This window comes from Pelomonas sp. Root1237, assembly GCF_001425055.1.
In the GTDB taxonomy this organism is placed as follows: domain Bacteria; phylum Pseudomonadota; class Gammaproteobacteria; order Burkholderiales; family Burkholderiaceae_C; genus Pelomonas.
The window spans coordinates 21,451-47,784 of the sequence record NZ_LMDK01000007.1; the positions used below are offsets into that span (position 1 = coordinate 21,451).

The following is a 26,334-nucleotide window of genomic DNA, read 5'->3' on the forward strand; positions in this document are numbered from 1 at the left end:
CGACCCGTGAACACCACGAGCAAGACTCTCGCCGCCCTGCTGCCGTTGCTTGCGGGGCACGCGATGGCGGCCCCCGACGCGGCGGCGCAGTCCGCCGCACTGGCGGCCAAGAACATGGCCTATGTCTCCACAGCGCTCTCGGCGTTCGAGAAGAACCTCAACGCCACGGCAGCCACGCGCGCGGCCCACATCCTGACCGTTCGTGACCTGGCCTACACCGGCCACCAGGTCAGCATCAACGAAGTGGCGGTGCTGCAGAAGACCGATGGCGCGGACGTCGCCAAGCTGTACGAGGCCTTGTGCGACTACGGCGACAAGGCGGCGCAGGCCTCCGCGCAGGCCGCTGCCGCCCAGGCCGCCGCCAAGGCCGAGATCGCCGCGTCGTACACGCCCCTGAAGATCTCCACCGAAAAGCTGGACAGCGCCGCCAAGACGCTGGCCGCGCTGTCCAAGGAACAGACCGACGCCGAACGCGCCGAGTTCCTCGTGCAGTTCCTGAAGGACACCCGCGAAGAGACCAAGCGCCTGCTGGATGCCAGTGGCGAGGCGAAGGCGGCCGCAGACACCCAGCTCAAGAACAAGGTGGACGCACCCGCGACCCAAGCGCCCATCCAGCTGAAGAAGGATTGACCTCGAAAGGACTCCCATGCCCACGCTCGCAGAATTCCAGACGCGCATGAACGGGGACGACCCCGCCGACGCGCTCGCCGCAGCCACCGCGCTGGCGAACTACTACAGCGTCTACAACGACGAATACAACGCACTCATCACGAAAAAGACGGAGGCCGAAATGGCCATCGCAGCCGAGTCCACCAACCCGGCCGGCGTCGATCACGCCGAGATCCTCAACCTGCAGGGCCTGGTGCTGGGCATCCAGTCACGCAAGAAGGTGCAGGACGCGAAGATGCTCGCCTTCCAGGCCAGCACCTTGGCGATCAACCCACCCACGGCCGCCCTGATTCAGCAGGTGAAGGCCATCAGCACGCGAGTGGCTGCCATGGTGGCCCGCGACCAGGGCATCCAGAGCCTGATGGTCGCGCTGGGCCAGTTGGCTGGGCTGGTCAACCAGATCCAAGGCAATTGATTCCTGAGGCTCGCTTTACTTGCTACTTGCGCAGGTCCGCGCTTGCGCTACCGGCTAGAGCAAAGGTACCGATCGCTGTAGCGCGCCTCAGGCGTCCACCGAGGCCGCTGGTCAGGCGTCGCGAATACGAGTGGCCTGTTGTGGCGGAAGCGGCCGTTCAGAGCCTGATCTGCCAACGACTGAGATCAGCCTTGAGCCGCCTTTGCCCAACGAGAACCCTAAGCTTCAACAGCCAGCTTCGCATTCAACCTCGCCGCCAGATTGACCGCCCGCAGGAAGACCCGAAACTGCTCCACCGCGTCGGATATCTCCCCCGGCTCCGAGCCCAGCTTGGCCAAGCCGAGCGGCCGGCTGTAGAGCTGGGCCTGCTCGAGACCGATGGATTCACTGAAGGCCAGCATATGCAGCAGTTGGCTGGACGTGATCTGCATCTTGGGGCCCAGCCAGCCGCCCCATTTCCTGACGGCGGCCTCCTTGCGTTCGAACACGCGCGGCTTGGCTCGCTGAGCCTCGACGGGGGCGCCGTCGATGCCGAGGTCGGCGAGGTATTTGAGAAGCAGGACCAGGTTGGCGTCCTTGCCGTCATCGGGCAGGCGCGCGAGCAGCCAGTCCTCGGCCTCCTTGCGGATGGGGTAGTCCACCTTGCCGATGCAGCCGAAGGCCCGGCCCGACAGGTTGGCCGGGCAACCCTTGCATTCGCCATCCAGCTCGCTGAGCGGCGCAATCATCTCCAGCAGCTGGCCGACCGTCACCTGCATCTGTATGGCCATGCCGTCCGGACCCTTGACGGCGATCTCGACCGTGCACTTGCTGGTCAGCGTGTCGCTGTCGGCGTGGGGAAACTTTTCGCGGAACTGGGCGATCGCGAATTCCGCAATGCCGCGGTGCCTGACCATGGACCGCAGCCTGACCTCCGGCGTGTACCGCCGGGCCGTACAGGGCCGCTGCAGTGCGAAATCGATAGCCATCTGATCCCTCCCTGGCGTGGCTCCATCGCGAGGAGTTTCGATGAAGCCTGCAGCTGCGCCAGCCCCCCGGATCCAGGGTGCAGTTGCTATTTACAACGGCAAGCCGGCCTGGATGCCACTCGTTGATCCGCCTAAGCGGCAGGCGCGGCCTGCCCCTGAGCTGGGATAGGCGCTTGGGCCGGTCCGTCGACGCTGAGAGGGCTCGAAGCTCGACGTCAAGCTGGTTCAGCCCCTCCACAAGAGCGGATGCGGTCTCGAAATCCATCGGCTCCTTCTCCAGCAGGTCTTCGCCCAGCGCTTCGCGCAGCACGGAGCCGGGCACTGTCGGTTCCTGGGCACTCGCGGGCGCGGGCGCGGTGAGCGCCCCGCATCGCGACGCCGTGCCTCGCGGTAGCACGGCGCTACCTGTCCCTCGGCCGTCCGGCGGGTGGCCGGCCGGCTTCATCGGCCCGTCACCGTTAAATAGTTCTCTGGTCAGGCCACCATCCGCATGATCGAATCTGGCCTGACCAATTTGTCGTGCGTCCCATGAAGTAAAGGGAACCATGTCCAGACCTTCCTCCTCCCGCCGGCCGGATCGGCGTCGCAGCTCGCTGAACCGGAATTTCACTGCCGCGCTGTGGGCCGCGCTGCGCCGGATCGCGCGCCGGCTTCCCCGCCAGCCGGCCTCGCCGGTCCAGCTGCCATTGTCGGAACCGGCAGCCGCAGAAGCGAAGGCGCTGGCACGGGCCCTCACCGAATTGCTGGGCCAGCATCCGTCGACGCGGCGGGTGATGCGGCATCTGGGCTACGTGGAACACCAACTGGCCCGGCAAGGTGCAGCGGCCCTCTCGGAGATGCCCGTGCACATCGTGGCGACCGCGCTGTCGCAACTGGAGGCGATCGTCAGCAACTGGTCCAACCGCGACCTGGCGGAGCTGCGTTCGCGAATGGCCGTGGCCGTCAAGAAGGGCTCCGAGGATGAGTTCCTCGGCCCCGATGGCGAAAGGCGCTCGGTGTTCGCGACGGCGTCACGCCTCCTCGTCGGGGACGTGAATCACTCGGTGTTTGAGGAATTGCAGCGGCAATACCATGGCTTGGTCTCCCCGGAAGGCATCGAGGCGGCCCTAGGCGTCGCGGCCTCACGCGCAACTAAGGCTACGGCCTGACTTCAGCTGCGAATCTGCGCGTTGACCTCCTGAGGTCGCGGCGCTGAACCCCGCGCCGCCTATCGCCCGGCTAGCAAGGTCGCCACCTCCGCCGCCGACCGCACGCCCAGCTTCGCAAACACCCGGGCCCGGTGCACCTCCACGGTCCGCACCGACACGTTCAGCTCGTCGGCAATGACCTTGTTGAGCTTGCCTGCCGCCACGCGCGTCATGACCTCGCGCTCGCGCTCGGTCAGGCTGGCCAGCCGCGCGCTGCGCTCGGCCACGTGCGCGCCCTCGGCCTGCATGGCCGCGTCCACGGCCAGGGCCTGCTCGATACGGTCGGCCAAGGCGTTGTCGCTGTAGGGCTTCTCCAGGAAGTCGAAGGCGCCCTTCTTCAGCGCCTCGACGACCATGGGGATGTCGCCATGGCCTGTCAGGAAGAGCACCGGGTTCCTCAGCCGGCGCGCCAGCAGTTCGTCGTGCAGGCGCGTGCCGCTCATGGGCTCCATGCGCACGTCGAGCAGGAACACGCCTTTGGGATTCTCTTCGCGGTCCAGCATCTCCAGCAGCGCCGGGCCGCCGTCGAAGGCGCGCACATGGAGGCCCCGCGAGCGCATCAGGAAGGCGAGTGCGTCACGCACGCCAGGGTCGTCATCGACGAGATGGATCGTGCCTTCAGCCATGGATCGTTTCCGTCTGGGTTTGCGGGCTCAGCGGCAGGCTGAACGAGAACAGCGCGCCGCCATTGGCGGCCTCGCTGGCGTCGAGCACGCCCTGATGGGCCTCGATGATGGAGCGGCAGATGGCCAGGCCCATGCCCATGCCGTCGGCCTTGGTGGAATAGAAGGCCGCGCACAGCTGTTCGACACGCCGGCCCTGCAGGCCAGGGCCGTTGTCCTGCACATCGACGCGCACGAAGTCGCCCACGACGCGGCTGCTGACTGCGATGCGCCGGCCGCCGTTCCCGGCCGGGCGCGCCTGCAGCGCATCCGCGGCGTTGCGCACCAGGTTGATGACCACTTGCTCGATCAGGACGGCGTCGGCCAGCATCGCCGGCACGCCCGGCGCGAGGCTCACGTCCAGCGTGACGCCGCGGCGCTGGCAGTCGCGCTTGAGCAGCTCGATGGCGGCGGTGACGACCTCATGCAGATCGCAGGGCTCGTGGCGAGGTTCGCGCCGCGTCAGGAACTCGCGGATGCGCGCGACGATGCGGCCGGCGTGGGCGGCCTGCTGGCCCAGGCGCTGCAGCGCGCCGAGCACGAGTTCGTCCTGCACGCCGAGCTTGGCCAGCGAGTTCGTGATGCCGGCGCCGTAGCTGGCTATTGCCGTGAGCGGCTGGTTCAGCTCATGGGCCAGCGTGGAAGCGACCTCGCCGAGCATGGTCAGCCGCGCGTTGTGGGCCAGTGTCTCGACCTGGCGGCGCTCTCGGTCTTCGAGGCGCTTGCGCTCGGTGATGTCGATGATGCTGCCCATCCAGCCGATCTGGCGGCCACCGGCGTCGACCAGCGGCGACTCGAACACCATCACGTCGACCATGCGGCCTGAAGCGTGCCGCCAATGCGCTTCGTAGCCCTCGCGCGGCGCATGGCCGGCCAGGTTGCGGCGGTTGCGCTCCGCCACCTCGGCCAGTGCGTCGGGCGGCCAATAAGGCATCGGCGGCAGCATGCCGACCAGCTGTTCGGCGGGCAGGCCGACCATGTCGCAGAAGGTGCGGTTGACGTACAGCAGGCGGCCGTCGAAGTCGCGGGCGCGCAGCGCAACAAGCGCCGAGTCTTCCATCGCCCGGCGCCAGGCGGCCTCCGTGCGGCCGGCCACCTCGGCCCGCTGCACCTGGCGCATCTGGCGGCGCAGCAGCCAGCTGGCGACGGCGATCAGCGGCAGGAAGCCCGCCACCAGCACCCAGGCCATCGGCCGGACGCCGTTGACGGCGGGGTCGCGCACCGTCAGCTCCAGCGCGGCGTCGGTCAGCGTCGCCTGCGTGAGCGGGCTGGCGCGCAGCGGGCCGGTCAGGGCGACGCGGTAGCTCGGCTTCTCGCCCAGGGCGGCGCGCAGCGGCGACTCGGTCGTGGAGGCGATGACCTGATCGGCGCTGTCGATGAGCTGCACGTCGTATTTGCGCGCCAGCCACCAGGGCACGCCACGCTTGAGCAGCAGGGCTGGCGCATAACGCACCACCAGCACGCCGTCGGGCGCGACGCGGGCGGTCAGGTGCAGGGACAGGCCGTCCTCATAGCGGTTGGCCTCGGACTCGGCCGGCACCTCGGCCAGCACGCGGTTGCTGCGCGAGTCCAGCCAGGTCACGGCCAGCCACAGGCGGCGCAGGCCGGCGTTGACTTCGGGATGGGCCGCCAGCGCCGCGGCGCTGGGCATCTGGCCGGCCAGGCCGGCGGCGAGCTGGCGCAGATGGGCCTGCTCCTCGTCGATGCGGTCGCGCAGCTGGGCCTCAGTGCTGAGGGCGTCGGAAATCAGCGTCTGGCGCTGCAGCTCCTGCTCCTCGGCCTCGTTGGCGCGCACCCAGGTCAGCACGCCCCCCACGAACACCAGGGACAAACCCAGGGGTGCCAGCCACAGGCTTCGGGTCAAGAGCTCGCGCAGCGTCATGGAGTGCAGTCTAAGAAGAGAGTAGGCCGCGCGAAATGTGGAACTCCACAACTATCTGCAGGGTCCCGGGCTCGGAAGAATGCCGTCCAGACCCCTCATTCCAATATCGGAGACAAACCATGATCCTGCGCCGTCTCGCACTCGCCGCCGCCCTGGCCCTGCCTTTCAGCCTGCCCACGGCGGCCTTCGCCCAGGCCCCCATCGTCATCAAGTTCAGCCACGTCGTCGCGCCCGACACGCCCAAGGGCAAAGGCGCCCAGCGCTTCAAGGAGCTGGCCGAGCAGAAGACCGGCGGCAAGGTCAAGATCGAGCTCTACCCCAACAGCCAGCTCTACAAGGACAAGGAAGAGATGGAGGCCCTGCAGCTGGGCTCGGTGCAGATGCTGGCGCCGTCCCTGGCCAAGTTCGGGCCGCTGGGTGTCAAGGAGTTCGAGGTCTTCGACCTGCCCTACCTGTTCAAGGACACCGATTCCTTCCGCGCCGTGACCGACGGTCAGCTCGGCGCCGATCTCTTCAAGAAGCTGGAACCCAAGGGCATCAAGGGCCTGGCCTACTGGGACAACGGCTTCCACATCATGAGCGCCAACAAGCCGCTGCACAACGTGGCGGACTTCAAGGGCATGAAGATGCGCATCCAGTCCAGCAAGGTGCTGGACGCGCAGATGCGCGCCCTGGGCGCGATCCCGCAGGTGATGGCCTTCTCCGAGCTCTACCAGGCACTGCAGACCGGCGTGGTGGACGGCACCGAAGGCGTGCCGAGCAACTTCTACACGCAGAAGATCTTCGAAGTGCAAAAGCACATGACGATGTCCAACCACGGCCACCTGGCCTACGCGGTCATCGTCAACAAGAAGTTCTGGGACGGCCTGCCGGCGGACATCCGCACCCAGCTGGAAGCGGCCATCAAGGAAGCCACGACCTATGCCAACGCCATCGCCAGCACCGAGAACGGCCGCGCGCTGGAAGGCATCAAAGCCAGCGGCAAGGTGACCATCTACACGCCGACGCCCGCCGAGACCAACGAGTGGAAGAAGGCGCTGATGCCCGTCCACAAGGAGATGGAATCGCGCGTCGGCAAGGCCACCATCGAGGCCGCCTACAAGACGGCTGGCTTCGTCGCGCCGAAATAAGCCCCCCCGTACCGGCTGACGCCGGCCCCCCCAGGGGGCAAGCCAGCGGCCTGGCAAAGCCAGTTCCGCGGCTTCGCTCGGTCAATACACCGCCTGGCGTCCGCCGGAAGCGGTTGGAGAAACTCATGTTGAACAAAGCGCTCAATCATCTGGAGGAGTGGATGATCTCCTTCCTGATGGCCGCGGCGACGCTGGTGATCTTTTTCGCCGTCGTGCACCGCTACCTGGCCGGGCTGCCCTATATCCAGGACATCGCCCTCAAGATCCACGTGAGCTGGGCCCAGGAGCTCTGCATCATCCTGTTCGTGTGGATGTGCAAGTTCGGCGCGGCCTATGGCGTGCGCACCGGCATCCACGTCGGCGTGGACGTCATCATCAACCGCATGTCGCCCGCCAATCGCGGCCGCTTCGTCATCTTCGGCCTGCTGGCCGGCGCCCTGTTCACCGGCGCCATCGCGGTGCTGGGCGGCACCTTCGTCTGGGACAACGGCGCCCACCACGCCTTCCTGGACCTCATCGGCCAGCCGCGCGAGGACGTGTACGAAGGCCCGACGACGCCTGACCTGGAATGGCCGACCTGGATGGTCTATTCGGCCATCCCGCTCGGTTCGGCGCTGATGTGCTATCGCTTCCTGCAGGTCTGCTGGACCTTCCACAAGACCGGCGAACTGCCCAAGCATGACGAGTCCCACGTCGAGGGCGTGGATGAACAGACCCCGCTGGAAGTGGAGGCCCGCAAATGAATGCACTCATCATCTTCAGCCTGCTGCTGGCGCTGATGCTGACCGGCATGCCGATCAGCATCTCGCTCGGCCTCACCGTGATGACCTTCATCGTCACGATGACCCAGGTCCCCATCGAATCGGTCGCCCTGAAGCTGTTCACGGGCATCGAGAAGTGGGAAATCATGGCCGTGCCCTTCTTCATCCTGGCCGGCAACTTCCTGACCCACGGTGGTGTCGCGCGGCGGATGATCAATTTCGCCACGTCCATGGTCGGCCACTTCCACGGCGGCCTGGCGCTGGCGTCCATCCTGGCCTGCTCGATGTTCGCGCTGGTCTGCGGCTCGTCGGTCGCGACGGTGGTGGCCATCGGCTCCATCGTGCTGCCGGCCATGGTGGCTCACGGCTACCCGATGCGCTTCGGCGCCGGCGTCATCATCACCGCCGGGTCACTGGGCATCCTGATGCTGCCGTCGATTCCGAAGGTCATCTACGCGATCTCGACCAACACCTCCATCGGCGCCTTGTTCGTCGCCGGCCTGCTGCCCGGCATCACGCTGGCCCTGATGCTGGCCGCGGTGACCTGGTACATCGCCCGCAAGAACAACTACCCGCGCCTGGCCCGCATGGGCTGGATGGCCCGCTTCCAGGCCTTCCGCAAGAGCTTCTGGGGCCTGCTGCTCGTCGTCATCATCGTCGGCGGCATCTGGTCGGGCGCCTTCACGGCCACCGAGGCGGCGGCGATGGCGGCGGTGTACTCCTTCTTCGTGGCCATCTTTGTCTACAAGGACCTGAAGCTCAAGGACGTGCCCAAGGTGCTGAAGGACTCGGCCAACATGTCCGCGATGCTGCTCTACATCATCACGAACGCAGTGCTGTTCTCCTTCGTGCTGACCAACGAGAACCTGCCCCACCAGCTGGCCGACTGGTTGCTGGGCATGAACCTGGGGCAGAGCGGTTTCCTGTTCGTCGTCAACCTGGTGCTGCTGGGTGCTGGCAACTTCATGGACCCGTCGTCCATCATCCTGATCATGGCGCCGATCTTCTTCCCGGCCGCCATGCAACTGGGCGTGAACCCGGTGCACTTCGGCATCCTGATCGACGTCAACATGGAAGTGGGCCTGTGCCACCCGCCAGTGGGCCTGAACCTGTACGTCGCTTCGGGCATCTCGAAGCTGGGCATCACCGAGCTGACCAAGGCCGTCATGCCCTGGCTGCTGACGATGATCGTCTTCCTCGTCATCGTCACCTACTGGCCATGGCTGACGCTCGTCGTTCCCCAAATGATGGGCATGCTCTAAGGAGCCGACCATGAGTGCGCTCCTCTTCGCGCTGGCCCTGCTGACAGTGCTGCTGCTCGTCTACATGGGCCGCTACAGCGGCCGGGTGCGGGCCGAGGAGAGCCGGCTCATCGCCGCGCCGCCTGAGGCCATCTACCAGCGCGTCAGCGACCTGGCGCAGTGGCAGGCCTGGAACCCCTGGCTGGAGCATGCGCGTGGCGCGCGTGCCGAGGCCGACGGCATCGCCCTGGCCTGGGACGTGCCCCACGTCGGCCGCGGCAGCGTGCGCCAGACGAGGCAGACGCCGTCGCGCGCGCTGCGCCAGCGCCTGCAGTTCGCCCTGCCCTTTGCCTATCGCGGCCGCTCGGACTGGCGCTTCGACCCCGCGCCGGGCGGCACCCAGGTCACCTGGCGCTTCAAGGGCCGCGTCGCCTTCACGCTGCGCGCCTTTGCCGCCACCGTACAAGGCGCCACCGCCCTGGACCTGCGCTTCGGCCTGGACCGCCTCGCCGCGACGCTGGAGTCAACGCCCCCGGCCTACACGCTGGATTACCTCGGCGTGCAGGAGCAACGCGCCCACGCCTACGCCCAGGCGCACCACCGCGGCCCGCTGGACAAGCTGGCCGCGGAGTTGCCGCCACGGATCAAGGAGGTGCGTGAGCAACTCGCCACGGCGGGGCTGGCGGCAACCGGCACCGCCACCATCCACTATCTGAAGACCCAGCTCAAGCTGCGCATCGTCGACTGCCGGGTCGGCGTCGAACTTCCCGCCGATGCCGCATTGCCCAACGGCCTCAAGCTGCAGCAGCAAGCGGCCCACGCCGCCTATGTACTGCGCTACGACGGCCCGCCCGAGGCGCTGGAGCTGGCCTGGTACCAGGCCATGCAGCGCCTGCGCATCGAGCAGCACCAGCCGCATCCGCAGCTGCCGCCCTATGCCTGCTACCTGGGCGAGTCGGCACCCGGCCGGCGCGGTGTCGTGCACCTGTATTTGCCGCTGAAGACCTAGGAAACGCCCCACGGCACGCTATTTGCACTGCCCTGGGGCATGAACACGCCCCCGTTTGCCCTCCCCGGGCTGCGCGTGCTGCTGGCGGATGCCGGCCAGCGCCGCAGCCCCGTCATCCGCCTGGAGCTGATCCGGCTGCGCTGCCAGCTCGTCGACGTCATCGACCTCGTCGCCCAGCCCGACGCCCTGCCCATGGCCCTGCAGCGCCTGGCACCCGAGCTGCTGCTGGTCGACTGCGAGCAGCCCACACCCGAGCTGCTGGCCCAGTTGGGCGAATCCCTGCAGCAACAGCCCCGCCCGGTGCTGCTCTTTGCCGAGCAAATGGGCCCGGAGCAGATGCGCGCCGCCCTGCAGGCCGGCATCAGCACCCTGCAGCTCGCCGGCCTGCCGCCGCAGCGCCTGGGTGCCCTCTTGCAACTGGCCCTGGCCCGCTTCGAGCACGACCAGACCCTGCAGCGCGACCTGCGCCAGACCCAGACCCAGCTGGCCGAGCGCAAGCTCGTCGAGAAGGCGCGCGGCATCCTGATGCGCGAGCAAGGGCTGGACGAGGAGGCGGCCTTCCAGCGCCTGCGCCAGCTGGCCATGGACGGCGGGCAGACGCTGGCCTCGGTCGCCATGCGCCTGATTGATGCGGATCAGCTGCTGCGCGCCCGCTGAGCCTCGGCCTGGGGCGCGCGCGCACCAATCAGGGCCGATGCGGCGGCTGCTGCGTGTGCGTCATTTACCGCGCCGGGGCACCGGCCTGCCAAGAAGGATCGGGATGTCGAGCTTGCACGTGCAGCCTTGTCAATCCAGCTCTTTCATGATGTCGCCTTCCTTGTAGTCGTCGCGGTACTCGAAGTCCACCGAGTACTTGCCGCTGCACTCGAGGTTGACAGTCATCATGTACCAGCGGGGTTGGCCAAGGTCCTGAGTCAGACGCCAATGCGCAAAAGTGGCGTCGTCGAGCTGCCGCTCCTCTTCACGCACTGGCTCAATTCCACGATCTATACGCCCATCGGCCAGATGAAACGTGAACTGGATGCTGGAAACGTTTCCGAGCGGAGCGATCCGGGTTCGAACCACCACCTGCTGCCAGTCAATTGGCGGCACGGCGCGGTAAGCGTGCTGCACGACCGCCGTCGTCGCCTGGTCAAGTTCCAAAAGGACTTGCATGTTCGATTCCCTCAATTCCGGAAAGGCTTGAAGTAGCGCTGCCCGTCGATCCAATAGACAACTTCAATTTTCGACGGCACCTGACTGCCCGCTGAGTAAATCGGACTGACCTCCACCCTCACCTCCTTGCCCGCCTGCATCGCCTCGGCCCAGGATTTCTCCATGACCCGGAATTCGCCGCGATTCACGCTGGAGAGTTGGGCGACCAAGTTGATCTTCTCGCCGGCGCCTCCCACCAGCGTACCGATGAGGTGTCCGCCATCGTAGCCATCGCCGCCCGCCCTGCCGGCCAGAAGCTGCTGGTAGGCATTGCGGTCCACCGTCGCGGGATTCAACGTCCCCTCGGCCTTCACGACGCGACCCAGGGTATCCGTCGTGTAGGTATGGCCGTTTGTCAGGACATAGGTGGCGTTCGACTTGAGCTCCCCGCTCAGCGCGGCATTCCAGTCACCTTTCTTGCCAGGAACCTCGCGTATGACGAAGCGGCCGGCCTCTCTTGCTTCGGCTTCGGCGGCATTGCCCAGCAAATGCCCGGCCACATCACCGCCTTCACGCGAGGCGGCCTGCAACAGCTCACCCACTTCCTTGCCGAGCCGGCTTTCAATCGCCGCCGCCTTGAGGACGCCCGCCAGTGGCAATCCGGCCTTGACAACGCCGGCGCCAAGTTCGTTGAGCGCCGCGTCGCCATAGGTTTCGGGAGTGATCGCTTCCACGGCGATACGCAGCCCTTCCAGAGCCACCTGACCGCTGCCACTGGTCTTCGCAACAGCCTGGTCGATCTGCGAAAGCAGGAAGTCCCGCACGTCGGCCACGACGGGGATGCGCTGGCCCCAGACGCCGGTTTCTGGCGGCTCGACGACCGGCCGGTTGTTGGCGGCAGCCCAGTCGCTGAAGGCCTGTGAGCGCTGCACCGCCGCGAGGGCATTGAGCTGCTGCATGCGCTGGGCCAGCATCGCCTCGAAGGCGGCGGTGACCTTGGGATCGACGGGCGGATTCAGGCCCGTGCCATCGCTGATGACCAGGCGACCGTTCTCGTCGCGGTAGACCTGGAATTTGTCGTGCTCGCCCGCCGGGTTGAGATCCACGTTCTGGCCGTAGATCTCGCGCATCATGCGGACGGTGAACTGGGAGTCGGACTCGCCCTCGCGAGGCGTGATCACGCTCAGATCGACCGGCTCTGCCGGCAAAGGCGTCACGACGGCCGGTGGCGGGGCCGGCACGGGGAAGGTCTGCACGCCGTCGCCATCGGCCGGCGCCGGCGCGGGCGCCTGCACTGGAGGCAGGTTGTCCCGCATCAGCCCGTCCAGCCAGGCACTGGCAAATGCATGCGCCGGATCGTCCGGCGAGGCGGCCGCGCGGATGGCGCTGCCCAGCACCGTGTTGAAGGAGCGCGCGGCGAAGGCCTCGGCCGTGCTCATCGTGCCGGCCGCCACGGCCTTGTTGATGCTCTCGCCGATGTTGGCGTTCGTCAGGTCCGCCAGCCCGCTGGCAAAGCCCGCGATCGCGCCATCCTTGAACTTGCCGCCCAGCAGCGCCTGGATGCCGCCCTGCACCGTCATGCGGGCGGCGACGCCAGCGGCCGCGCCCAGCCCGGCTTCCTTGAGCGTGTTGGTGAGCCCGGGCGTCAGGCCGGCCGTCAGTGCGCCGCTGACGGCGCCAATGAGCACGCCCTTGAGGCTGAGGTTGCCGTTGATGACCCCGCCCGCGAAGGAGGCCGCGGCACCGGCGGCCGCCGCCGAGCCGACGGCGCCCCAGCCGGCCGCCGAAGCCGCACCGGCGGTGGCCCAGCTGACGAAGGCCACCATCACGACCGGCATTGCACGCTCGAACCAGTTGCGGTGCTCGTAGAGGTTGTCGCGCGACGTGACCCAGCCGAGTTGCGGGTCGAAGCCGACGCCCGCGTCGTTGTTGAGCTTGGGCGCGCGGTTCAGGTCCAGCGCCACCAGGTCGCCGTCCCAGACGCCGCTGTCCCCGAGGGCGGCGTGCGGGTTGTCCAGGCCGGGCTGGCTGACCCAGCGGGGCGGGCCGCCACTCTCGCTGTTGTCCTGCTGCAGCGTGATCTGGCTGTGGGCCTGGCCGTAGAAGCGGGCGAACGCCTCCTGCGCCAGCCCGCCCTGGGCCAGCCAGGCGTTCGTGAACGCCGCCTCGTCGAAGACGCGCTGCGTGGCCAGCACCGGCGCGCCGCTGGCGTCGCGCAGGATCTCGCCGTCGCCCACGGTCTGGTAGATGCCGGTGGGCCAGCCCGTCTCCGGGTCGGTGCCGAACTGCAGCGGCACCTCGATCCAGCCCGTGCCGCCACCGTCGCGCGCGGCCTGCATGGCCGCGGCATGGGTCTGGCGCACGGCCGTCATGGCCTGGCTGAGCTGGGTCAGCTCGGCGACACGCTCGGTGCCGTACAGGCGCTGCTGCTCCAGCGCGAGGCCGCTCGTCGGCGCGGCGGGCGCGCCGCCGAGCTGGGTGCGCAGCTGGGTGATGAAGGGGTCAGCCAGATAGAGGTCGAGCTGGCCAAGGCTGACGGCGTCGCCCATCGCCACGCCGGGCTGCGGCGGCGGGCCGGCGTTGATGGCGTGGTCCTGCGTGCCCAGCGCCCACAGCCCCGGTTGCGTGCCGAGCAGTTGCTGCACGGGCTGGCCGTAAAGCTCGGCCAGCTTGTTCAGCGGCGCGGAGGCCTCGGGCCGCGCGGCAAGGCGCTCGCGGTAGGCCTGCTCGTAGGCACCATCGTCGAAGCTCAGCCACTGGCCCTGCGGCGCGGGGGCGCCCATGCCCTCGCGCAGCATCCAGGCCGGCACGGGCCCGGGAGCCGCGGCCGCCGCGGCGGTGTCGGGCACGAAGACGGCGCCGTTGACGGGGTTGCCGTCGTGATCGGTTTGCGCAGCCACCCAGCCGGAGCCGATCGCCTGCGCCACATCGGCGGGTGGCGCCTGACGGGCGGCTTCACGCGCAGCTTCGAATTCAGCGCGCACGCCCTTCAGCGCGGTTTCGCGCTGGTTCAACCAGTCCGGGTTGACTGCCGGGCCGAGCGGCAATGCCACGGTGCCTGTGTTGGCCGCGGGTGGCGTGGGCGCGGCAGCAGGGGGCGGCGCCTCGATGGGAGCCGCCGCTTCGACCGACGCCGGCTCGCTGGCCGACGGCGGTGCGGGTGCGGGCGGCGGGGCCGGCACGGGCACCTCGGCAACCGAGGCAGGCGTGTGGCTGGGCAGCTCGCCGTCCTGGCCGCCGTCGCGCTCGAAGCGCTCGAAACGTTCGAAGCGCCCTTCAGGCTCGCGCTGCCGCAGCGGCCAGCGGTCGCCATCGACCAGGCGCGGCAGCCGGCGCATCGGACCCGGTTCCGGCAGCAGCACGAAGGCCGGCGGTTGCCGGGCCATCTCGGCAAGCAACCGGCTGGGCGTCTCTTCGGCGATGACCGGTTCGGGCGCCGGCGCCTCAGATGCGCCATGCCGGGGCGCATCGGCGTCACGCTGCACCGGATCGAAGGCATCAAGGCTTTCAAAAGGGGCAACGCTGTAGTTGTCCAGCCGCATGGGGCACTCCCTGTCTTGGTATGGCCGCATTGAAGCGGCTGACCCTGTCGGCGGGCAATTGCGGGCGCTCCTAAAAATGCATGCCCGCACCCGGGGCGCCGCGTACCCGGACGCACCAACACGCGTCGTGACTGCACGCACCGACCCGGCGCAAACCGCCCGCCACAGCGCCTGCCATGCGCCAAGCGCGTGCAAATCGGGCCTGGCGCCACGGTGCGGGGGCTGGCACGCAACCTGCGTTAACCAATGCGAGGCCTGCAATGGCGCAGGCCTCTCGGGCCGGCCGGCTGATGAATCGGCCGGCACTTCGGGACAACGGCGTCCGACCTCTCCTTTGTCGCTCGCACTGCTCGCCGCGGTGCGGGCGATGCGTGGTCGCACGGCGTTGCGCCTTGCATGAACAGGAGCCCGTGATGACCGCCAGCGACAACTCGAACGCCACGCCCCACCTTCAGCGCCGCAGCCTGCTGGCCGCGGCTGCAGCCCTCCCCACCCTCGGCTTGGCCGGCGGTGCCTGGGCCCAGGGATCGGACAAGCCCGAGAAGGAGGAAGTGCGCATCGGCTTCATCCCGCTGACGGATTGCGCATCGGTCGTGATGGCCGCCGAGCTGGGCTTCGACAAGAAGTACGGCGTCAAGATCATCCCGACCAAGGAGGCTTCCTGGGCCGGCGTGCGCGACAAGCTCGTCAACGGCGAGCTGGACATGGCGCATGTGCTCTACGGCCTCGTCTACGGCGTCCATCTGGGCACCAGCGGCCCCAAGAAGGACATGGCCGTGCTGATGGCCCTGAACAACAACGGCCAGGCCATCACGCTGTCCAAGGCCCTGGCCGACAAGGGCGCCATCGACGGCCCCTCGCTGGCCAAGGTGATGGCCGCCAACCCCCGCGAATACACCTTCGCCGGCACCTTCCCGACCGGCACCCACGCGATGTGGATGCACTACTGGCTGGCCGCCGCGGGCATCAACCCGATGTCCGGCGCCAAGCTCATCACCGTGCCGCCGCCGCAGATGGTGGCCAATATGCGCGTGGGCAACATGGACGGCTTTTGCGTCGGCGAGCCCTGGAACCACCGCGCCATCATGGACGGCATCGGCATCACGGCCAACACGACGCAGGACATCTGGAAGGACCACCCCGAGAAGGTGCTGGGCACCAGCGCCGACTTCGTCAAGAAGTACCCCAACACCACCCGCGCCGTCATGATGGCCGTGCTGGAGGCCAGCCGCTGGATCGACGCCAGCCTGTCCAACAAGCTGAAGATGGCCGAGACGGTGGCGCAGAAGGCCTACATCAACACCGGTGTCGACGCGATCAACCAGCGCATCCTGGGCCGCTACCAGAACGGCCTGGGCAAGACCTGGGACGACCCCAATCACATGAAGTTCTTCAACGACGGTGCGGTGAACTACCCCTACCTGTCCGACGGCATGTGGTTCCTGACCCAGCACAAGCGCTGGGGCCTGCTCAAGGCCCACCCTGACTATCTGGCCGTGGCCAAGCAAGTCAACCAGACGGCGCTCTACAAGCAAGTGGCCAGCGCCATGGGCATCAACGTGCCCAAGAGTGACTTCCGCACCAGCAAGCTGATCGACGGCGTTGTCTGGGATGGCAAGGACCCGGCGAAGTACGCCGACGGCTTCAAGATCAAGGCTTAATCATGGTCTCCGCAGTCTTCCACTCCCCGGGCGAAGCCGTTGCGGCTTCTGCATCCACCACCACCGCCAGCGCCAGCCGCCCCGCGGTTGCCGCACCCGCCGAGATGCCCAAGCCTGCACCGAAACGCACGCCCTACGACTGGCGTGCGCTGGCGATGCGCGTGCTGCCCCCCGTCCTCGGCATGACCCTGCTCATTGGCCTTTGGGGCCTGGCCACCATGAAGGGCGGCAGCTTCCCCACCCCGGCAGCAACCTTCGATGCCGCCGTGCAGCTCTTCTCCGACCCGTTCTATCGCAAGGGCCCGAACGACCAGGGCATAGGCTGGAACATCCTGAACTCGCTGTCGCGCGTCGGCATGGGCTTCGGCCTGGCGGCCCTCGTCGGCATCCCGCTGGGTTTCATCATCGGCCGCTTCGAGTTCGCCAACCGCATGGTGTCGCCGCTGATCGCGCTACTCAAGCCGGTGTCTCCGCTGGCCTGGCTGCCCATCGGCCTGCTGGTGTTCAAGAGCGCCAACCCGGCCGCGATCTGGACCATCTTCATCTGCTCGATCTGGCCCATGGTGGTGAACACAGCCGTCGGCGTGCAGCGCGTGCCGGTCGACTACCTCAACGTCGCCCGCGTGCTTCGCCTGTCCGAGTGGAAGGTCATCACGCGCATCCTGCTGCCCGCGGTGCTGCCCTATGTGCTGACGGGCGTGCGCCTGTCGGTCGGTACGGCCTGGCTGGTCATCGTCGCGGCCGAGATGCTGACCGGCGGCGTCGGCATCGGCTTCTGGGTCTGGGACGAGTGGAACAACCTCAACGTCGCCCACATCATCATCGCCATCTTCGTCATCGGTACCGTCGGGCTGCTGCTCGAATGGTTCCTGATGTCTCTTGCCAAGCACTTCACCTTCGAGGACTGATGCCATGAAGCCCTTCATCCAAGTGCAAGCCGCCGAGATGGTCTTCACCACCCGCAAGGGGCGCTTCCATGCGCTGCAGGACGTCAATCTCGACGTGCAGCGCGGCGAGTTCATCACGTTGATCGGCCACTCGGGCTGCGGCAAATCGACACTGCTCAACCTGATCGCCGGCCTGCTGGCGCCGACCTCGGGCGCGCTGATCTGCGACGGCCGCGAGATCGCCGCGCCGGGGCCCGAGCGTGCCGTCGTCTTCCAGAACCACTCGCTGCTGCCCTGGCTCTCCTGCCTGGACAACGTGCTGCTGGCGGTCGAGTCCGTCTTCAGTGGCAAGGAGAGCCCCGCCCAGCTCAAGGTGCGCGCCCGCGCCGCGCTGGAGCTGGTGGGCATGAGCCATGCGCTGCACAAGCGCCCGCATGAAATCTCGGGCGGCATGAAGCAGCGCGTCGGCATCGCCCGGGCCCTGGCCATGGAGCCCAAGGTGCTGCTGATGGACGAGCCCTTCGGTGCGCTGGACGCGCTGACCCGCGCCAAGCTGCAGGACGAGCTGCTGAAGATCGTCGCGCGCACGCAGAGCACGGTGGTCATGGTGACCCACGACGTGGACGAAGCCGTGCTGCTGTCGGATCGCATCGTCATGATGACCAACGGGCCGGCGGCGACGATTGGCGAGATTCTGGAAGTCGGCATCCCGCGGCCGCGCGCGCGTGTGGAGCTGGCCGAGGATGCCCGCTACGTGGCGGCGCGCAAGGAGGTCATCGACTTCCTGTACACAAGGCATGCGCATGTGGAGCAGGCAGCTTGATGGCTTGATGGCTTGATGGCTGCGGGCGGGCTGCTTTTGCGCAGAGCGCGTCTGCTCGCTGCATTGCCGGGAGTCCGTCCCGGCGGCCGGGTAACTTTCTTCTGCGGGGCCAGAAGAAAGTCACCAAAGAAGAGGCCCTGAACCGCACACCATCGCGGCGCCGCCGTCAGCGGCGCGCGAAAACGCCCTCCGGCTTTGCGGGACGAAGCGACCCGCTGCGCTCTCGCTGCTGTCCCTGTCACCCGCACCATCCATCGCACCACCTGCCCGCTTAACGCGCGGCTGCACGCCGAACTCACCAGAAAACCAAATGCAGCGTCGCTCGGGCGACGCAACCGGTGGCTGGCACCAACCCCTGTGGCGTCGCCCCAGCGACGCGGTATTTCCTGGTGAGTTCGGCGTGCAGCCGACGTTAACCGGCGTGAAGGGGCGATCCTTGATGCTCGTCATAGGGACAGCAGCGAGAGCGCAGCGGGTCGCGTCTGCCCGAAATGGAAGTGAGAGTTTTCGCGCGCCGCTCCTCGCGGCGTCGCGCTCGCGTGCGGTTCAGCGCCTCTTCTTTGGTGACTTTCTTCTGGCGCCGCAGAAGAAAGTTACCCGGCCGCCGGGACGGACTCCCGGCAATGCAGCGGGCAGGCACGCTCTCCGCTAAAGCAACCCTCCAACCTACCCAGCCACTACCTCGAAATAGCGCTCAAACGACGCATCCACCGCTTGCCGCCCACCGCCGATGATGTTCAGCCCCCACGTGAACCCATAAACATCATCGAAGGGAATACCCCGCAGCCTCGCCTGCGTTTCCCTCACCAACGCCGGCCTTGCCGGCACATGGTTGGGCACGCTGTACATGAAGCTGACATGCCGCCGGTCCTGCGCCACATGCAGCGCATCACCCGCCAGCAACAGCGACTTTCCGCCACCAGACCAATGCAGCACCGTGCTGCCCGGGAAATGCCCCGGGCAGCGCAGCAGCGTCGCGCCGCGGCCCAGGTCCAGCGTGTCGCCGCGCCAAAACTCCACCCAGCGCGAACAGCGCGCCACCCACTCCCGGTCGTTCTCGTGCACGAAGATCGGCACGCCGCCCAACGCCTCGCTCCAGCGCACCATGGCCGAATAGAAGTGCGGGTGGGAGATCGCGATGCGCTCCACGCCACCGCACCGCTTCAGCTCAGCCACCGCCTCTTCTGTGACAAGGGCCGTGCTCTCCCACAACACACCCGCCTCGGGCAGATGCAGCGCCCGCTGCGGAATCGCGAAGCCCGGCGCGACACCGATGCCGAACAGCGTGTGATCCATCTCCAGCCGGTTGCGGTGGAGGGTGGCCAGCTCGTCATGTGTCGTCCAGGCCTGCCCTTGCCAGCCGACGTACTGACGCTCGTCGCTGCAGATGCGGCACAGCCCCGGCGGCTGGGCGCTGTCGTCGTGTTCGGTGCCGCAGGTGCGGCACATGAAGTGGGCCATCGTGTGCTCCGTGATTTGCCAGGCCTGCAGCCTAGGCAGTCCGGTCGCCCGGTCACAGAGCCAAGTTCAGCGATTCAGAGGGTGCCAAGCGCTTTTGCGAGGCGCCGCACGGCCTCGGGAATGCGCGCCGCCGTGACGCTGCCATAGCCCAGCACCAGGCCAGACACGCCGCCCTCCCCGAGCGAATAACGGCTCAGCGGCTCGACGCCGACGCCGGCGGCCCAGGCGCGACGCGTCAGCTCGTCGGCATCGACGCCGGGCAGCGCCACGGCCAGGTGCAGGCCCGCAATGGCGGAGAAGATTTCCACCCGATCGCCCATATGGCGCTTGAGCATCTGCTCCAGCACGCGGCGCCGCTCGGCGTACTCGGCGCGCATGCGGCGCACATGCCGCAGCAGATGGCCCTCGGCGATGAAGTCGGCCACGGCGGCCTGGGTCAGCGCCGGCGTGCCGAAACCGGCCGCATGCTTGGCTGCCACCAGCGCCTCGCGTGCCCAGGCGGGAGCGACGACATAGCCCAGGCGCAGCGCCGGCAGCATGCTCTTGGACAAGGTGCCGACATAGAAGACGCGGCCATCGCGGTCCAGCGTCTTCAAGGCATCCAGGGGCCGCGACGTGAAGCGGAACTCGCCGTCGTAGTCGTCCTCGATGACGACGGCCTGGTGCGCGGCGGCCCAGTTCAGCAGGTCGCGCCGGCGCGGCAGCGACATCGCCATGCCCAGCGGCGCCTGATGCGACGGCGTCACGCAGACGATGCGTGTCTCCGTCGGCAGGGCGCTCACGACCAGCCCTTCAGCGTCCAGCGGTATCGGCGCGAGCCTCGCCCCCGCAGCCAGCAGGGCCGCGCGCAGCGGCGGGTAGCCGGGGTTCTCGACAGCGGCCAGCGTCTGACCCGGTGTGACCAGCACGCGCGCGATCAGGTCGAAGGCCTGCTGCGCCCCGGCCGTGATGACCACGTCGTCCGCCGTGCAAGCCACCGCGCGGGACGACGACACATGGCCCGCGATGGCGGCCCGCAGCGCCGGCAGGCCCTGCGCCGGCGGGTAGCTTGCCGCCTCGCGCGCGGCGGCCTGCAGCGCGCGCGTCTGCAGGCGGCGCAGCACGTCAAAAGGAAAGCTCGCCGTGTCCGGCATGCCGGTCTTGAAGTGATAGGCCGGTGCCGGGCCGCTGGTGAGCGCCGCCGGCCACCCGCCACTCTCGCCGCGCAGCCAGCGGCTGTCGGCCCAGGGCGCCACGCTGGCGCGGTCCGACACGCCCACCGCGGCCCGCGGCAGCTCGGCCACAAAGCTGCCGCCCGCGCCGCGCGACTCCAGCCAGCCCTCGGACGCCAGCAACTCATAGGCGGCCACCGCGGTGTTGCGTGACACGCCCACCTGCGCCGCCAGCTCGCGTGACGACGGCAGGCGCAGCCCAGGTGCAAGGCGCCCGCTGGCGATGGCGTCACGCAGCGCCGCATGCAGGCTGGCCAGGCGCGAACCGCGCGCGGCGAGCTGCAGATCGAGTTCCAGGCTTGGCTCCATGTCTTCTCTTCAATTTGGCTCTTTTGTGGAGCCATGCAAGCCGGCACTCTAGCGCCCTGCAACACAGGAGATTGCCATGAGCTCGATGACGACACCCTTCGACGGCCTGCAACCCCATGTCCGGCCCCATGTCGACGCAGCATTGCGGCGCGCCGGCCTGGACGCCTGGATCCCCGAAGGCCCGGGCAAGTGGTCGCTGCCGCTGCAATTCCTTGCCGATGGCGGCTGGGTGGAGCTGATGCGGCTCACGCCTAAAACGAAGTTGACGCTGCACCGCCACCACGGCGAGGTGCACGGCCTGAACCTGCAGGGCCAGCGCCGCCTGGACGACGGCCGCGTCATCGGCGCGGGCGACTATGTCTTCGAGCCCGTCGGCAATGTCGACAGCTGGGAGGCGGTCGGCGACGAGGTGCTGGTGCTGCATGTCATCGTGCGTGGCGACGTGGACTACGTGGCGGCCGACGGCACGGTGCAACGGCACATCACGACGGCCGACGTGATCGCCGGCTACCGTGACTTCTGCGCGTCGCGAGGCCTGACGCCGCGCCTCGCCCCGGCCGCCTGAGCCGTCAGGCCGCCAACGCCACCGCGTCGGCACCTGCGGGCAGGCGCATCGCGCAGCTGGGGTCCGTGGCCGCGCGCCACACAGCCAGGGCCACATCCTGCCCATGCGTGACCTCGCCCGCCGGCTGTTGCGCCCAGCTGGCAAACACACGCTCGGCCAGCTCCGCATAGGCCTCGGGAATGCTGCCCTGCATGCGCGAGCGCGCGTTCTCGGCGAAACGGGTGGTGGGCGAGCGGCCCGGCAGCACGACGCAGGCGCGGATGCCGAAGGGATGCAGCTCCAGCGCCAGCGACTCGGTGAACGCATTCACCGCCGCCTTGCTCGCCGTGTAGACGGCCAGCAGCGGCAACGCCTTCAGCGTCACGCTGGACGTGACGTTGATGACGATGCCCGAGCGGCGCTGGCGCATCTGCGGCAACAGGGCTTGAGTCATCGCCATCGTGCCGAAGGTATTGGCCTCGAAGATCTCGCGTACCTGTGCCATCGGGATGCCTTCCAGCGCGCCCAGCAGGCCGATGCCGGCGTTGTTGACCAGCACGTCGACAGGACCCGCCGCGTCCACGCAGTAGCGGATGCTGGCGGCGTCGGTCACGTCCAGCGGCAGCACGCGCAGGCGTTCGCTGCGCGGCAGCAGATCGTCGCGCGGCGTGCGCATCGTCGCGATGACCTGCCAGCCCTGGTCGAGGAAGTGGCGCGCGGTTTCGAGGCCAAAGCCGGACGAGCAGCCGGTGATGAGCACGGTTTTCATGGGGAACTCCTGGGGGTTGGGGGATGCGCCACGATAGGGCGGCGCAGCAGGACTGCCTACAATCAAAAGTCCGCAAAACATTGGCAAACGTCCTGTCGTGACCGATCCCCTCGCCGAAGTCGTTGGTCTCCTGCAGCCCGGCGCACGCTTTTCCAAGGTGGTTGCCGGTGCGGGCGACTGGCGGGTGCGCCGCACGGACGCCGGCCTGCCTTTCTATGCCGTCGTGCTGGAAGGCGCGTGCCGCCTCACGGTCGACGGGCAACCGCCGCTGGACCTGCAAGCCGGCGACTTCGCCCTCGTGCCCGCAGCGCTGCCCTTCACGACCAGCAGCGCCGGCCCGGCGGCGGCGGACTTGCCCCTGACACTGCCCGAGCGGCTGGCGGACGGCAGCTACCGCGTCGGCAACGCCGACGGCCCCGCCGACGTGCGGCTGCTGGTGGGGCATTGCAGCTTCGGCTCGCCGGATGCGGCCTTGCTGGTCTCGCTGCTTCCCCAGCTGATGCATGTGCGCGGCGAGCCGCGGTTGACGGCGCTGGTACGGCTGCTCATCGACGAAACCGGCGCCGAGCGGCCGGCGCGCGACGAGGTGCTGGCGCGGCTGCTGGAGGTGTTGCTCATCGAGGCCCTGCGCTGTGCGGCTGGCACCGCCGCGTCGCCGGGCCTGGTGCGCGGCCTGGCCGACGTGCGCCTGGCCGCCGCGCTGCGCCGATTGCACGAAGCACCGGCCCAGCCCTGGACCGTCACCTCACTGGCCAGGGAGGCGGCCCTGTCGCGCTCAGCCTTCTTCGAACGCTTCAACCGCGCGGTGGGCGTCGCGCCGATGAGCTATCTGCTGGCCTGGCGCATGGCTCTGGCGCGGCGGCTGTTGCGCGACGAGAGCCTGGGCGTGGCCGACGTGGCCGAGCGCGTCGGCTACAGCTCGGCCAGCACCTTCAGCGTGGCCTTCACGCGCCACGTGGGCCAGCCACCGGCGCGCTATGCGCGAGGCGCCTAGAAAACGACTTCCGCCCGCAGTCCACCTTCTGGCCGGTTGCTGAGCACGAGCAGCGCGCCCTGCCGCCGCACCAGTTGCTGGGCGATGTACAGGCCCAGCCCCGTGCCGCCGGTTTGGCGGTTGCGCGAGCCCTCGACGCGGCGGAAGGGCTGGCGCACGCGCTCCAGCTCGGCTTCCGGGATGCCGGGGCCGTTGTCTTCCACCACCAGCCGCGTCACACCGGCCGACAGGTCGACGCTGACCTCGGCCTGGCCGGCATAGCGCAGCGCATTGCCGACGAGGTTGTCGACCACGCGACGCAGGGCGACCGGATCGGCTCGCACGACAGCCGGCGGGCCGGTGAAGCTGACGGTGGCGCCCGTCTCGGCCAGGTCGTCGACAGCGGACTGGGCCAGGGCCGACAGATCGACGCGCTGGGCCTCGGCCGCCTCGGCGGGACGGAACACCTCGATGACGCTCTCCACCAGCCGGTTCATCTCGCGGATGTCCTCCACGCAGCGCTCGCGCACGCCGGCTTCCACCTCGCCCGTCTCCAGCCGCAGCCGCATGCGCGTCAGCGGCGTGCGCAGGTCGTGGGAGATGGCCGCGATCATCAGGCCGCGTTCCTCGAACTGGCCGCTCAGCTCGGCCGCCATGCGGTTGAACACGGCGGCGGCGTCGCGCACCTCGCGGGTGCCGCCGGCCTCGTCGAGCGCGGGCGCCGGGCGGCCCTGGGCGAGCGCCGGCGTCAGCCCCTGCGCCGCGGCAACGAGACGGCGCACAGGCTGGGCCAGCCAGCGCGAACCCCACCAAGCCGCCAACGCGATGACGAGCAGGCGCACACCGTAATCCAGCAGGCTGGAGCGCCAGGGCAAGCTGGGCGGCAGCGACGGGAAGGTGGGCACGCGGGCGACGTGTTCACCGCGCGGTGGCGGGCCGGCGTCGTCAAAGCCACCAGCCGGCGGAGAAATCGGGCCTCTGTTGGCATGCATCGGGGGTGGCCCGGGGCGCCCGTCCATGCCCGGCCCGTGCAGCGTCTGCGCCACGAGGCTCCAGGCCGCCAGATGGCTCAGCGCCAACGCGGCCCACATCAAAAGGAACAGCCGCAGACCCAGGCGATCCCAGTCCTTCCATGGCTTCAGCACGGGCTCACCTCGGCATCAAAAAGATAGCCCTCGCCGCGCACGGTGCGCACGAGGCTGGGCTCGCGAGCGGTGTCGCCGAGCTTGGCGCGCAGCCTTGAGACGGCCAGGTCGATGCTGCGGTCATTGACCTCAACGCCGGGCGCGCGAGTCAGCTCGATGAGCTGGTCACGGCTGAGCACGCGGCCCGGTCGCTGCACGAAGGCGCCGAGCAGCCGGAACTCGGCACTGGAGAGGGCAATGCCGACGTCGTCGGCATTGATGAGCTGGCGCGTCATGCGGTCGAAGCGCCAGCGGCCGAAGCGCAGCAGGCGTGTGTCCTCGGCCAGGGTCTGGCCGCCCTTGTTGGCCCGCCTCACCAGGGCCTGCAAGCGCGCGACCAATTCGCGCGGCTCGAAGGGCTTGGCGAGGTAGTCGTCGGCGCCGAGCTCCAGGCCGACGACGCGGCTCATGGTGTCGCCGCGTGCGGTCAGCATCAGCACCGGCGGCGCATCGGCCCGTGTGGACAGCCAGCGCAGCAGCGCCAGGCCGTCTTCGCCGGGCAGCATCAGATCGAGCACGATGACATCGACCTGGTCGCTCGTCAGCTGCTGGCGCATGCCCCGTCCGTCGGCCGCCGCACTGACCCGCCAGCCAAAGCCTTCCAGATAGGCCGTCAGGCTGGTGCGGATCTCGGCGTCATCGTCGACAACGAGGCAATGCATGTCAGCCCCTCGTCCGGTGGGTACACCGACCGATCCCTCGAGGGGATGCGGCTCGGCTAGAGGCGGCCCGGCGCTCGATCCCACTCATGCGGCAATACCTACTTTCAAACGGGCCACATAACCGGCACTGACCGAGCCCGTCATCGTCGCGAGCTGCGTCGAATAACCGTCGCTGAAGATGCCGTCGCTGGACAGGCTGATGGCATTGTTGTTGGCCGCGCTGTTGCCATAGCCGCTGGTGGCGTAGACGGCGGTGTTCGAGTCCGACGGGAAGCACAGCTGCGAGGTGCGCAGCTTGTTGTTCCAGTTGGTCGCCGTCGTCGTGCTGCGGTAGACCTCGAAGTGGATGTGGGGCACGCGGCCCGAGTAGCAGCCCGGGTAGATGGTCTGGAAGGTGGCCGTGCCGTCAGTGGCGGTGGCCTGCACGCCGCGCAGGTAGTTCTCGCCGGTCACGCCGCTGGAGTACATCGAATAGCGACCCAGCGCATCGCAATGCCAGAGGTAGATGGCGTAGCCGGACAAGTCGACGCAGGAGGCGTTGGTGTTCACAAGCTCGATGATGACCTGAAGCGGCACGCCTGTGGCTACGCCGCTGGCGCCGGCGATGCTGGCGCGGATGTCGCTGCGCACGATGCCCGACAGGGCCAGCGCGTTGGCGACGCTGCCGTTGGCGGTGTTGGATCCGTCGCCCGGATAGGGGCCTTCGGTCTCGCTGGGAATGACGGAGCAGCTGCTGGTCGTTGTGCCGGAACTGCCGCCGGAGGAGCCCGATGAAGAAGAGGACGATGAGTCGCTCGTCGCGCTGCTGCCGCCACCGCCGCAACCGGTCAGCGCTATCGCGCCGGCGCCGCTGAGCGACACGGCGCCCGCGCCGAGCAGCCAGCGCAGCGCGGTCCGCCGCTCGAAGGCCTGCTGGTGCAGGCGGCTCAGGTCGTGGGCCAGGCCCAGGTCGTGGTCATGCTTGGCGTCGTGATCGTGGTGCATTGCAGCTCCTTCGGCAGTGTCGGATGGAGGCATTGCATCGCTCGGATGTATCGAGGGAATCGACAGATCGTGTCGGCGTGGAAATATGGCTTGGTTGCTTTTGCGGTGCGGCTTGCTGCTCGCGGCATTGCCGGGAGTCCCGCCCGGCGGCGGGGTAACTTTCTTCTGCGGGGCTGTATAGACCGGAGACATGGGTAACACCCGTGCCAGGACATGGGTAACACCTTCTCAAGTGTCCAACGTCGGCTCGCGCAGGTCGAACTGCG

Annotated in this window: 24 protein-coding genes; 13 read left to right on the forward strand and 11 right to left on the reverse strand. The window is 68.3% G+C overall.

Annotated elements, in window-relative coordinates; all coding sequences use genetic code 11:
- Positions 1–6: 6 nt before the first annotated feature.
- Positions 7–630: a hypothetical protein gene (locus ASC91_RS07370; protein ID WP_056194537.1), complete on the forward strand. Its 624-nt coding sequence runs from the start codon at positions 7–9 to the stop codon at positions 628–630.
- 16 nt (positions 631–646) lie between these two features.
- Complete coding sequence (locus ASC91_RS07375) at positions 647–1,084, forward strand: hypothetical protein (RefSeq protein WP_056194538.1); 438 nt, start codon at positions 647–649, stop codon at positions 1,082–1,084.
- Between the two features lie 218 nt (positions 1,085–1,302).
- Here the strand turns inward: ASC91_RS07375 and ASC91_RS07380 are convergent, their stop codons facing one another.
- Complete coding sequence (locus ASC91_RS07380; protein ID WP_157281279.1) at positions 1,303–2,052, reverse strand: hypothetical protein; 750 nt, start codon at positions 2,050–2,052, stop codon at positions 1,303–1,305.
- Positions 2,053–2,597: 545 nt separating this feature from the next.
- Here ASC91_RS07380 and ASC91_RS29300 point away from each other — a divergent pair.
- On the forward strand, positions 2,598–3,200 hold the full coding sequence (locus ASC91_RS29300; protein ID WP_157281282.1) for a hypothetical protein: 603 nt from the start codon (positions 2,598–2,600) through the stop codon (positions 3,198–3,200).
- Between the two features lie 59 nt (positions 3,201–3,259).
- Here the strand turns inward: ASC91_RS29300 and ASC91_RS07390 are convergent, their stop codons facing one another.
- Both ASC91_RS07390 and ASC91_RS07395 read right to left on the reverse strand, forming a co-directional pair.
- Positions 3,260–3,865, reverse strand: coding sequence for a response regulator transcription factor (locus ASC91_RS07390; RefSeq protein ID WP_056194546.1), 606 nt, complete (start codon positions 3,863–3,865; stop codon positions 3,260–3,262).
- Positions 3,858–5,783, reverse strand: coding sequence for a sensor histidine kinase (locus tag ASC91_RS07395; protein WP_056194549.1), 1,926 nt, complete (start codon positions 5,781–5,783; stop codon positions 3,858–3,860). The genes ASC91_RS07390 and ASC91_RS07395 overlap by 8 nt, the downstream gene beginning before the upstream one ends.
- A gap of 119 nt (positions 5,784–5,902) precedes the next feature.
- Here ASC91_RS07395 and ASC91_RS07400 point away from each other — a divergent pair, with 119 nt between their 5' ends.
- From ASC91_RS07400 to ASC91_RS30760, 5 genes are all read left to right on the forward strand, one after another.
- A complete protein-coding gene (locus tag ASC91_RS07400; RefSeq protein ID WP_056194552.1) occupies positions 5,903–6,913 on the forward strand; it encodes a TRAP transporter substrate-binding protein in 1,011 nt (336 codons plus the stop codon).
- Between the two features lie 125 nt (positions 6,914–7,038).
- Positions 7,039–7,656 (forward strand): TRAP transporter small permease, encoded by a 618-nt coding sequence (locus ASC91_RS07405; RefSeq protein WP_056194556.1) that lies wholly within the window; start codon positions 7,039–7,041, stop codon positions 7,654–7,656.
- Positions 7,653–8,936 (forward strand): TRAP transporter large permease, encoded by a 1,284-nt coding sequence (locus tag ASC91_RS07410; protein WP_056194558.1) that lies wholly within the window; start codon positions 7,653–7,655, stop codon positions 8,934–8,936. Before ASC91_RS07405 ends, ASC91_RS07410 begins: the two co-directional genes overlap by 4 nt.
- A 10-nt stretch (positions 8,937–8,946) precedes the next feature.
- Positions 8,947–9,924: an SRPBCC family protein gene (locus tag ASC91_RS07415; RefSeq protein ID WP_056194560.1), complete on the forward strand. Its 978-nt coding sequence runs from the start codon at positions 8,947–8,949 to the stop codon at positions 9,922–9,924.
- A gap of 39 nt (positions 9,925–9,963) precedes the next feature.
- Positions 9,964–10,581, forward strand: coding sequence for an ANTAR domain-containing response regulator (locus ASC91_RS30760; protein WP_056194563.1), 618 nt, complete (start codon positions 9,964–9,966; stop codon positions 10,579–10,581).
- Positions 10,582–10,710: 129 nt separating this feature from the next.
- Here the strand turns inward: ASC91_RS30760 and ASC91_RS07425 are convergent, their stop codons facing one another.
- Together ASC91_RS07425 and ASC91_RS07430 are read right to left on the reverse strand one after the other, a co-directional pair.
- Positions 10,711–11,079: a hypothetical protein gene (locus ASC91_RS07425; protein ID WP_056194565.1), complete on the reverse strand. Its 369-nt coding sequence runs from the start codon at positions 11,077–11,079 to the stop codon at positions 10,711–10,713.
- Between the two features lie 11 nt (positions 11,080–11,090).
- Positions 11,091–14,600, reverse strand: coding sequence for a DNA/RNA non-specific endonuclease (locus ASC91_RS07430; RefSeq protein WP_056194568.1), 3,510 nt, complete (start codon positions 14,598–14,600; stop codon positions 11,091–11,093).
- A 413-nt stretch (positions 14,601–15,013) separates the two neighbouring features.
- On the opposite strand from ASC91_RS07430, the gene ASC91_RS07435 reads away from it, so the two are divergent.
- The 3 genes from ASC91_RS07435 to ASC91_RS07445 are packed head-to-tail and all read left to right on the forward strand — an operon-like array spanning position 15,014 to position 17,971.
- Complete coding sequence (locus ASC91_RS07435; RefSeq protein WP_056194571.1) at positions 15,014–16,261, forward strand: CmpA/NrtA family ABC transporter substrate-binding protein; 1,248 nt, start codon at positions 15,014–15,016, stop codon at positions 16,259–16,261.
- A 2-nt stretch (positions 16,262–16,263) separates the two neighbouring features.
- Complete coding sequence (gene ntrB, locus ASC91_RS07440) at positions 16,264–17,169, forward strand: nitrate ABC transporter permease (RefSeq protein ID WP_056194574.1); 906 nt, start codon at positions 16,264–16,266, stop codon at positions 17,167–17,169.
- A gap of 4 nt (positions 17,170–17,173) precedes the next feature.
- Entirely contained in the window at positions 17,174–17,971 is a 798-nt protein-coding gene (locus ASC91_RS07445; protein WP_056194577.1) for an ABC transporter ATP-binding protein, read from the forward strand.
- Between the two features lie 666 nt (positions 17,972–18,637).
- Here ASC91_RS07445 and ASC91_RS07450 read toward each other — a convergent pair.
- Both ASC91_RS07450 and ASC91_RS07455 read right to left on the reverse strand, forming a co-directional pair.
- Positions 18,638–19,432 carry a hypothetical protein gene (locus tag ASC91_RS07450; protein ID WP_056194578.1) on the reverse strand — a complete coding sequence of 265 codons (795 nt, stop codon included), beginning with the start codon at positions 19,430–19,432 and terminating at the stop codon, positions 18,638–18,640.
- Positions 19,433–19,506: 74 nt separating this feature from the next.
- On the reverse strand, positions 19,507–20,952 hold the full coding sequence (locus ASC91_RS07455) for a PLP-dependent aminotransferase family protein (protein WP_056194581.1): 1,446 nt from the start codon (positions 20,950–20,952) through the stop codon (positions 19,507–19,509).
- A 76-nt stretch (positions 20,953–21,028) separates the two neighbouring features.
- Between ASC91_RS07455 and ASC91_RS07460 the strand changes: the two genes are divergently transcribed.
- Positions 21,029–21,517, forward strand: coding sequence for a cupin domain-containing protein (locus ASC91_RS07460; protein ID WP_200955241.1), 489 nt, complete (start codon positions 21,029–21,031; stop codon positions 21,515–21,517).
- 4 nt (positions 21,518–21,521) lie between these two features.
- Here ASC91_RS07460 and ASC91_RS07465 read toward each other — a convergent pair whose 3' ends face one another.
- On the reverse strand, positions 21,522–22,265 hold the full coding sequence (locus tag ASC91_RS07465) for an SDR family oxidoreductase (RefSeq protein ID WP_056194584.1): 744 nt from the start codon (positions 22,263–22,265) through the stop codon (positions 21,522–21,524).
- Between the two features lie 97 nt (positions 22,266–22,362).
- Between ASC91_RS07465 and ASC91_RS07470 the strand changes: the two genes are divergently transcribed.
- Entirely contained in the window at positions 22,363–23,259 is an 897-nt protein-coding gene (locus ASC91_RS07470) for an AraC family transcriptional regulator (RefSeq protein ID WP_056194586.1), read from the forward strand.
- Here ASC91_RS07470 and ASC91_RS07475 read toward each other — a convergent pair.
- From ASC91_RS07475 to ASC91_RS07485, 3 genes are all read right to left on the reverse strand, one after another.
- The gene (locus tag ASC91_RS07475) at positions 23,256–24,383 is read right to left on the reverse strand and encodes an ATP-binding protein (protein WP_056194589.1); all 1,128 of its coding nucleotides are present in this window, start codon (positions 24,381–24,383) and stop codon (positions 23,256–23,258) included. The two genes, ASC91_RS07470 and ASC91_RS07475, sit on opposite strands and share 4 nt — an antisense overlap.
- Complete coding sequence (locus ASC91_RS07480) at positions 24,377–25,084, reverse strand: response regulator (RefSeq protein WP_056194592.1); 708 nt, start codon at positions 25,082–25,084, stop codon at positions 24,377–24,379. The genes ASC91_RS07475 and ASC91_RS07480 overlap by 7 nt, the downstream gene beginning before the upstream one ends.
- A gap of 84 nt (positions 25,085–25,168) precedes the next feature.
- Complete coding sequence (locus ASC91_RS07485) at positions 25,169–26,068, reverse strand: hypothetical protein (protein ID WP_056194594.1); 900 nt, start codon at positions 26,066–26,068, stop codon at positions 25,169–25,171.
- Positions 26,069–26,334: the final 266 nt, after the last annotated feature.

Coding starts and splice junctions, on each gene's coding strand:
- ASC91_RS07400 (WP_056194552.1), top strand. CDS start 5,903: ATGATCCTGCGCCGTCTCGCACTCGCCGCCGCCCTGGCCCTGCCTTTC.
- ASC91_RS07460 (WP_200955241.1), top strand. CDS start 21,029: ATGAGCTCGATGACGACACCCTTCGACGGCCTGCAACCCCATGTCCGG.
- ASC91_RS07405 (WP_056194556.1), top strand. CDS start 7,039: ATGTTGAACAAAGCGCTCAATCATCTGGAGGAGTGGATGATCTCCTTC.
- ASC91_RS07435 (WP_056194571.1), top strand. CDS start 15,014: ATGACCGCCAGCGACAACTCGAACGCCACGCCCCACCTTCAGCGCCGC.
- ASC91_RS07415 (WP_056194560.1), top strand. CDS start 8,947: ATGAGTGCGCTCCTCTTCGCGCTGGCCCTGCTGACAGTGCTGCTGCTC.
- ASC91_RS07455 (WP_056194581.1), bottom strand. CDS start 20,952: ATGGAGCCAAGCCTGGAACTCGATCTGCAGCTCGCCGCGCGCGGTTCG.
- ASC91_RS07410 (WP_056194558.1), top strand. CDS start 7,653: ATGAATGCACTCATCATCTTCAGCCTGCTGCTGGCGCTGATGCTGACC.
- ASC91_RS07380 (WP_157281279.1), bottom strand. CDS start 2,052: ATGGCTATCGATTTCGCACTGCAGCGGCCCTGTACGGCCCGGCGGTAC.
- ASC91_RS07375 (WP_056194538.1), top strand. CDS start 647: ATGCCCACGCTCGCAGAATTCCAGACGCGCATGAACGGGGACGACCCC.
- ASC91_RS07395 (WP_056194549.1), bottom strand. CDS start 5,783: ATGACGCTGCGCGAGCTCTTGACCCGAAGCCTGTGGCTGGCACCCCTG.
- ASC91_RS29300 (WP_157281282.1), top strand. CDS start 2,598: ATGTCCAGACCTTCCTCCTCCCGCCGGCCGGATCGGCGTCGCAGCTCG.
- ntrB (WP_056194574.1), top strand. CDS start 16,264: ATGGTCTCCGCAGTCTTCCACTCCCCGGGCGAAGCCGTTGCGGCTTCT.
- ASC91_RS07480 (WP_056194592.1), bottom strand. CDS start 25,084: ATGCATTGCCTCGTTGTCGACGATGACGCCGAGATCCGCACCAGCCTG.
- ASC91_RS07430 (WP_056194568.1), bottom strand. CDS start 14,600: ATGCGGCTGGACAACTACAGCGTTGCCCCTTTTGAAAGCCTTGATGCC.
- ASC91_RS07390 (WP_056194546.1), bottom strand. CDS start 3,865: ATGGCTGAAGGCACGATCCATCTCGTCGATGACGACCCTGGCGTGCGT.
- ASC91_RS07465 (WP_056194584.1), bottom strand. CDS start 22,265: ATGAAAACCGTGCTCATCACCGGCTGCTCGTCCGGCTTTGGCCTCGAA.
- ASC91_RS07445 (WP_056194577.1), top strand. CDS start 17,174: ATGAAGCCCTTCATCCAAGTGCAAGCCGCCGAGATGGTCTTCACCACC.
- ASC91_RS30760 (WP_056194563.1), top strand. CDS start 9,964: ATGAACACGCCCCCGTTTGCCCTCCCCGGGCTGCGCGTGCTGCTGGCG.
- ASC91_RS07450 (WP_056194578.1), bottom strand. CDS start 19,432: ATGGCCCACTTCATGTGCCGCACCTGCGGCACCGAACACGACGACAGC.
- ASC91_RS07425 (WP_056194565.1), bottom strand. CDS start 11,079: ATGCAAGTCCTTTTGGAACTTGACCAGGCGACGACGGCGGTCGTGCAG.
- ASC91_RS07485 (WP_056194594.1), bottom strand. CDS start 26,068: ATGCACCACGATCACGACGCCAAGCATGACCACGACCTGGGCCTGGCC.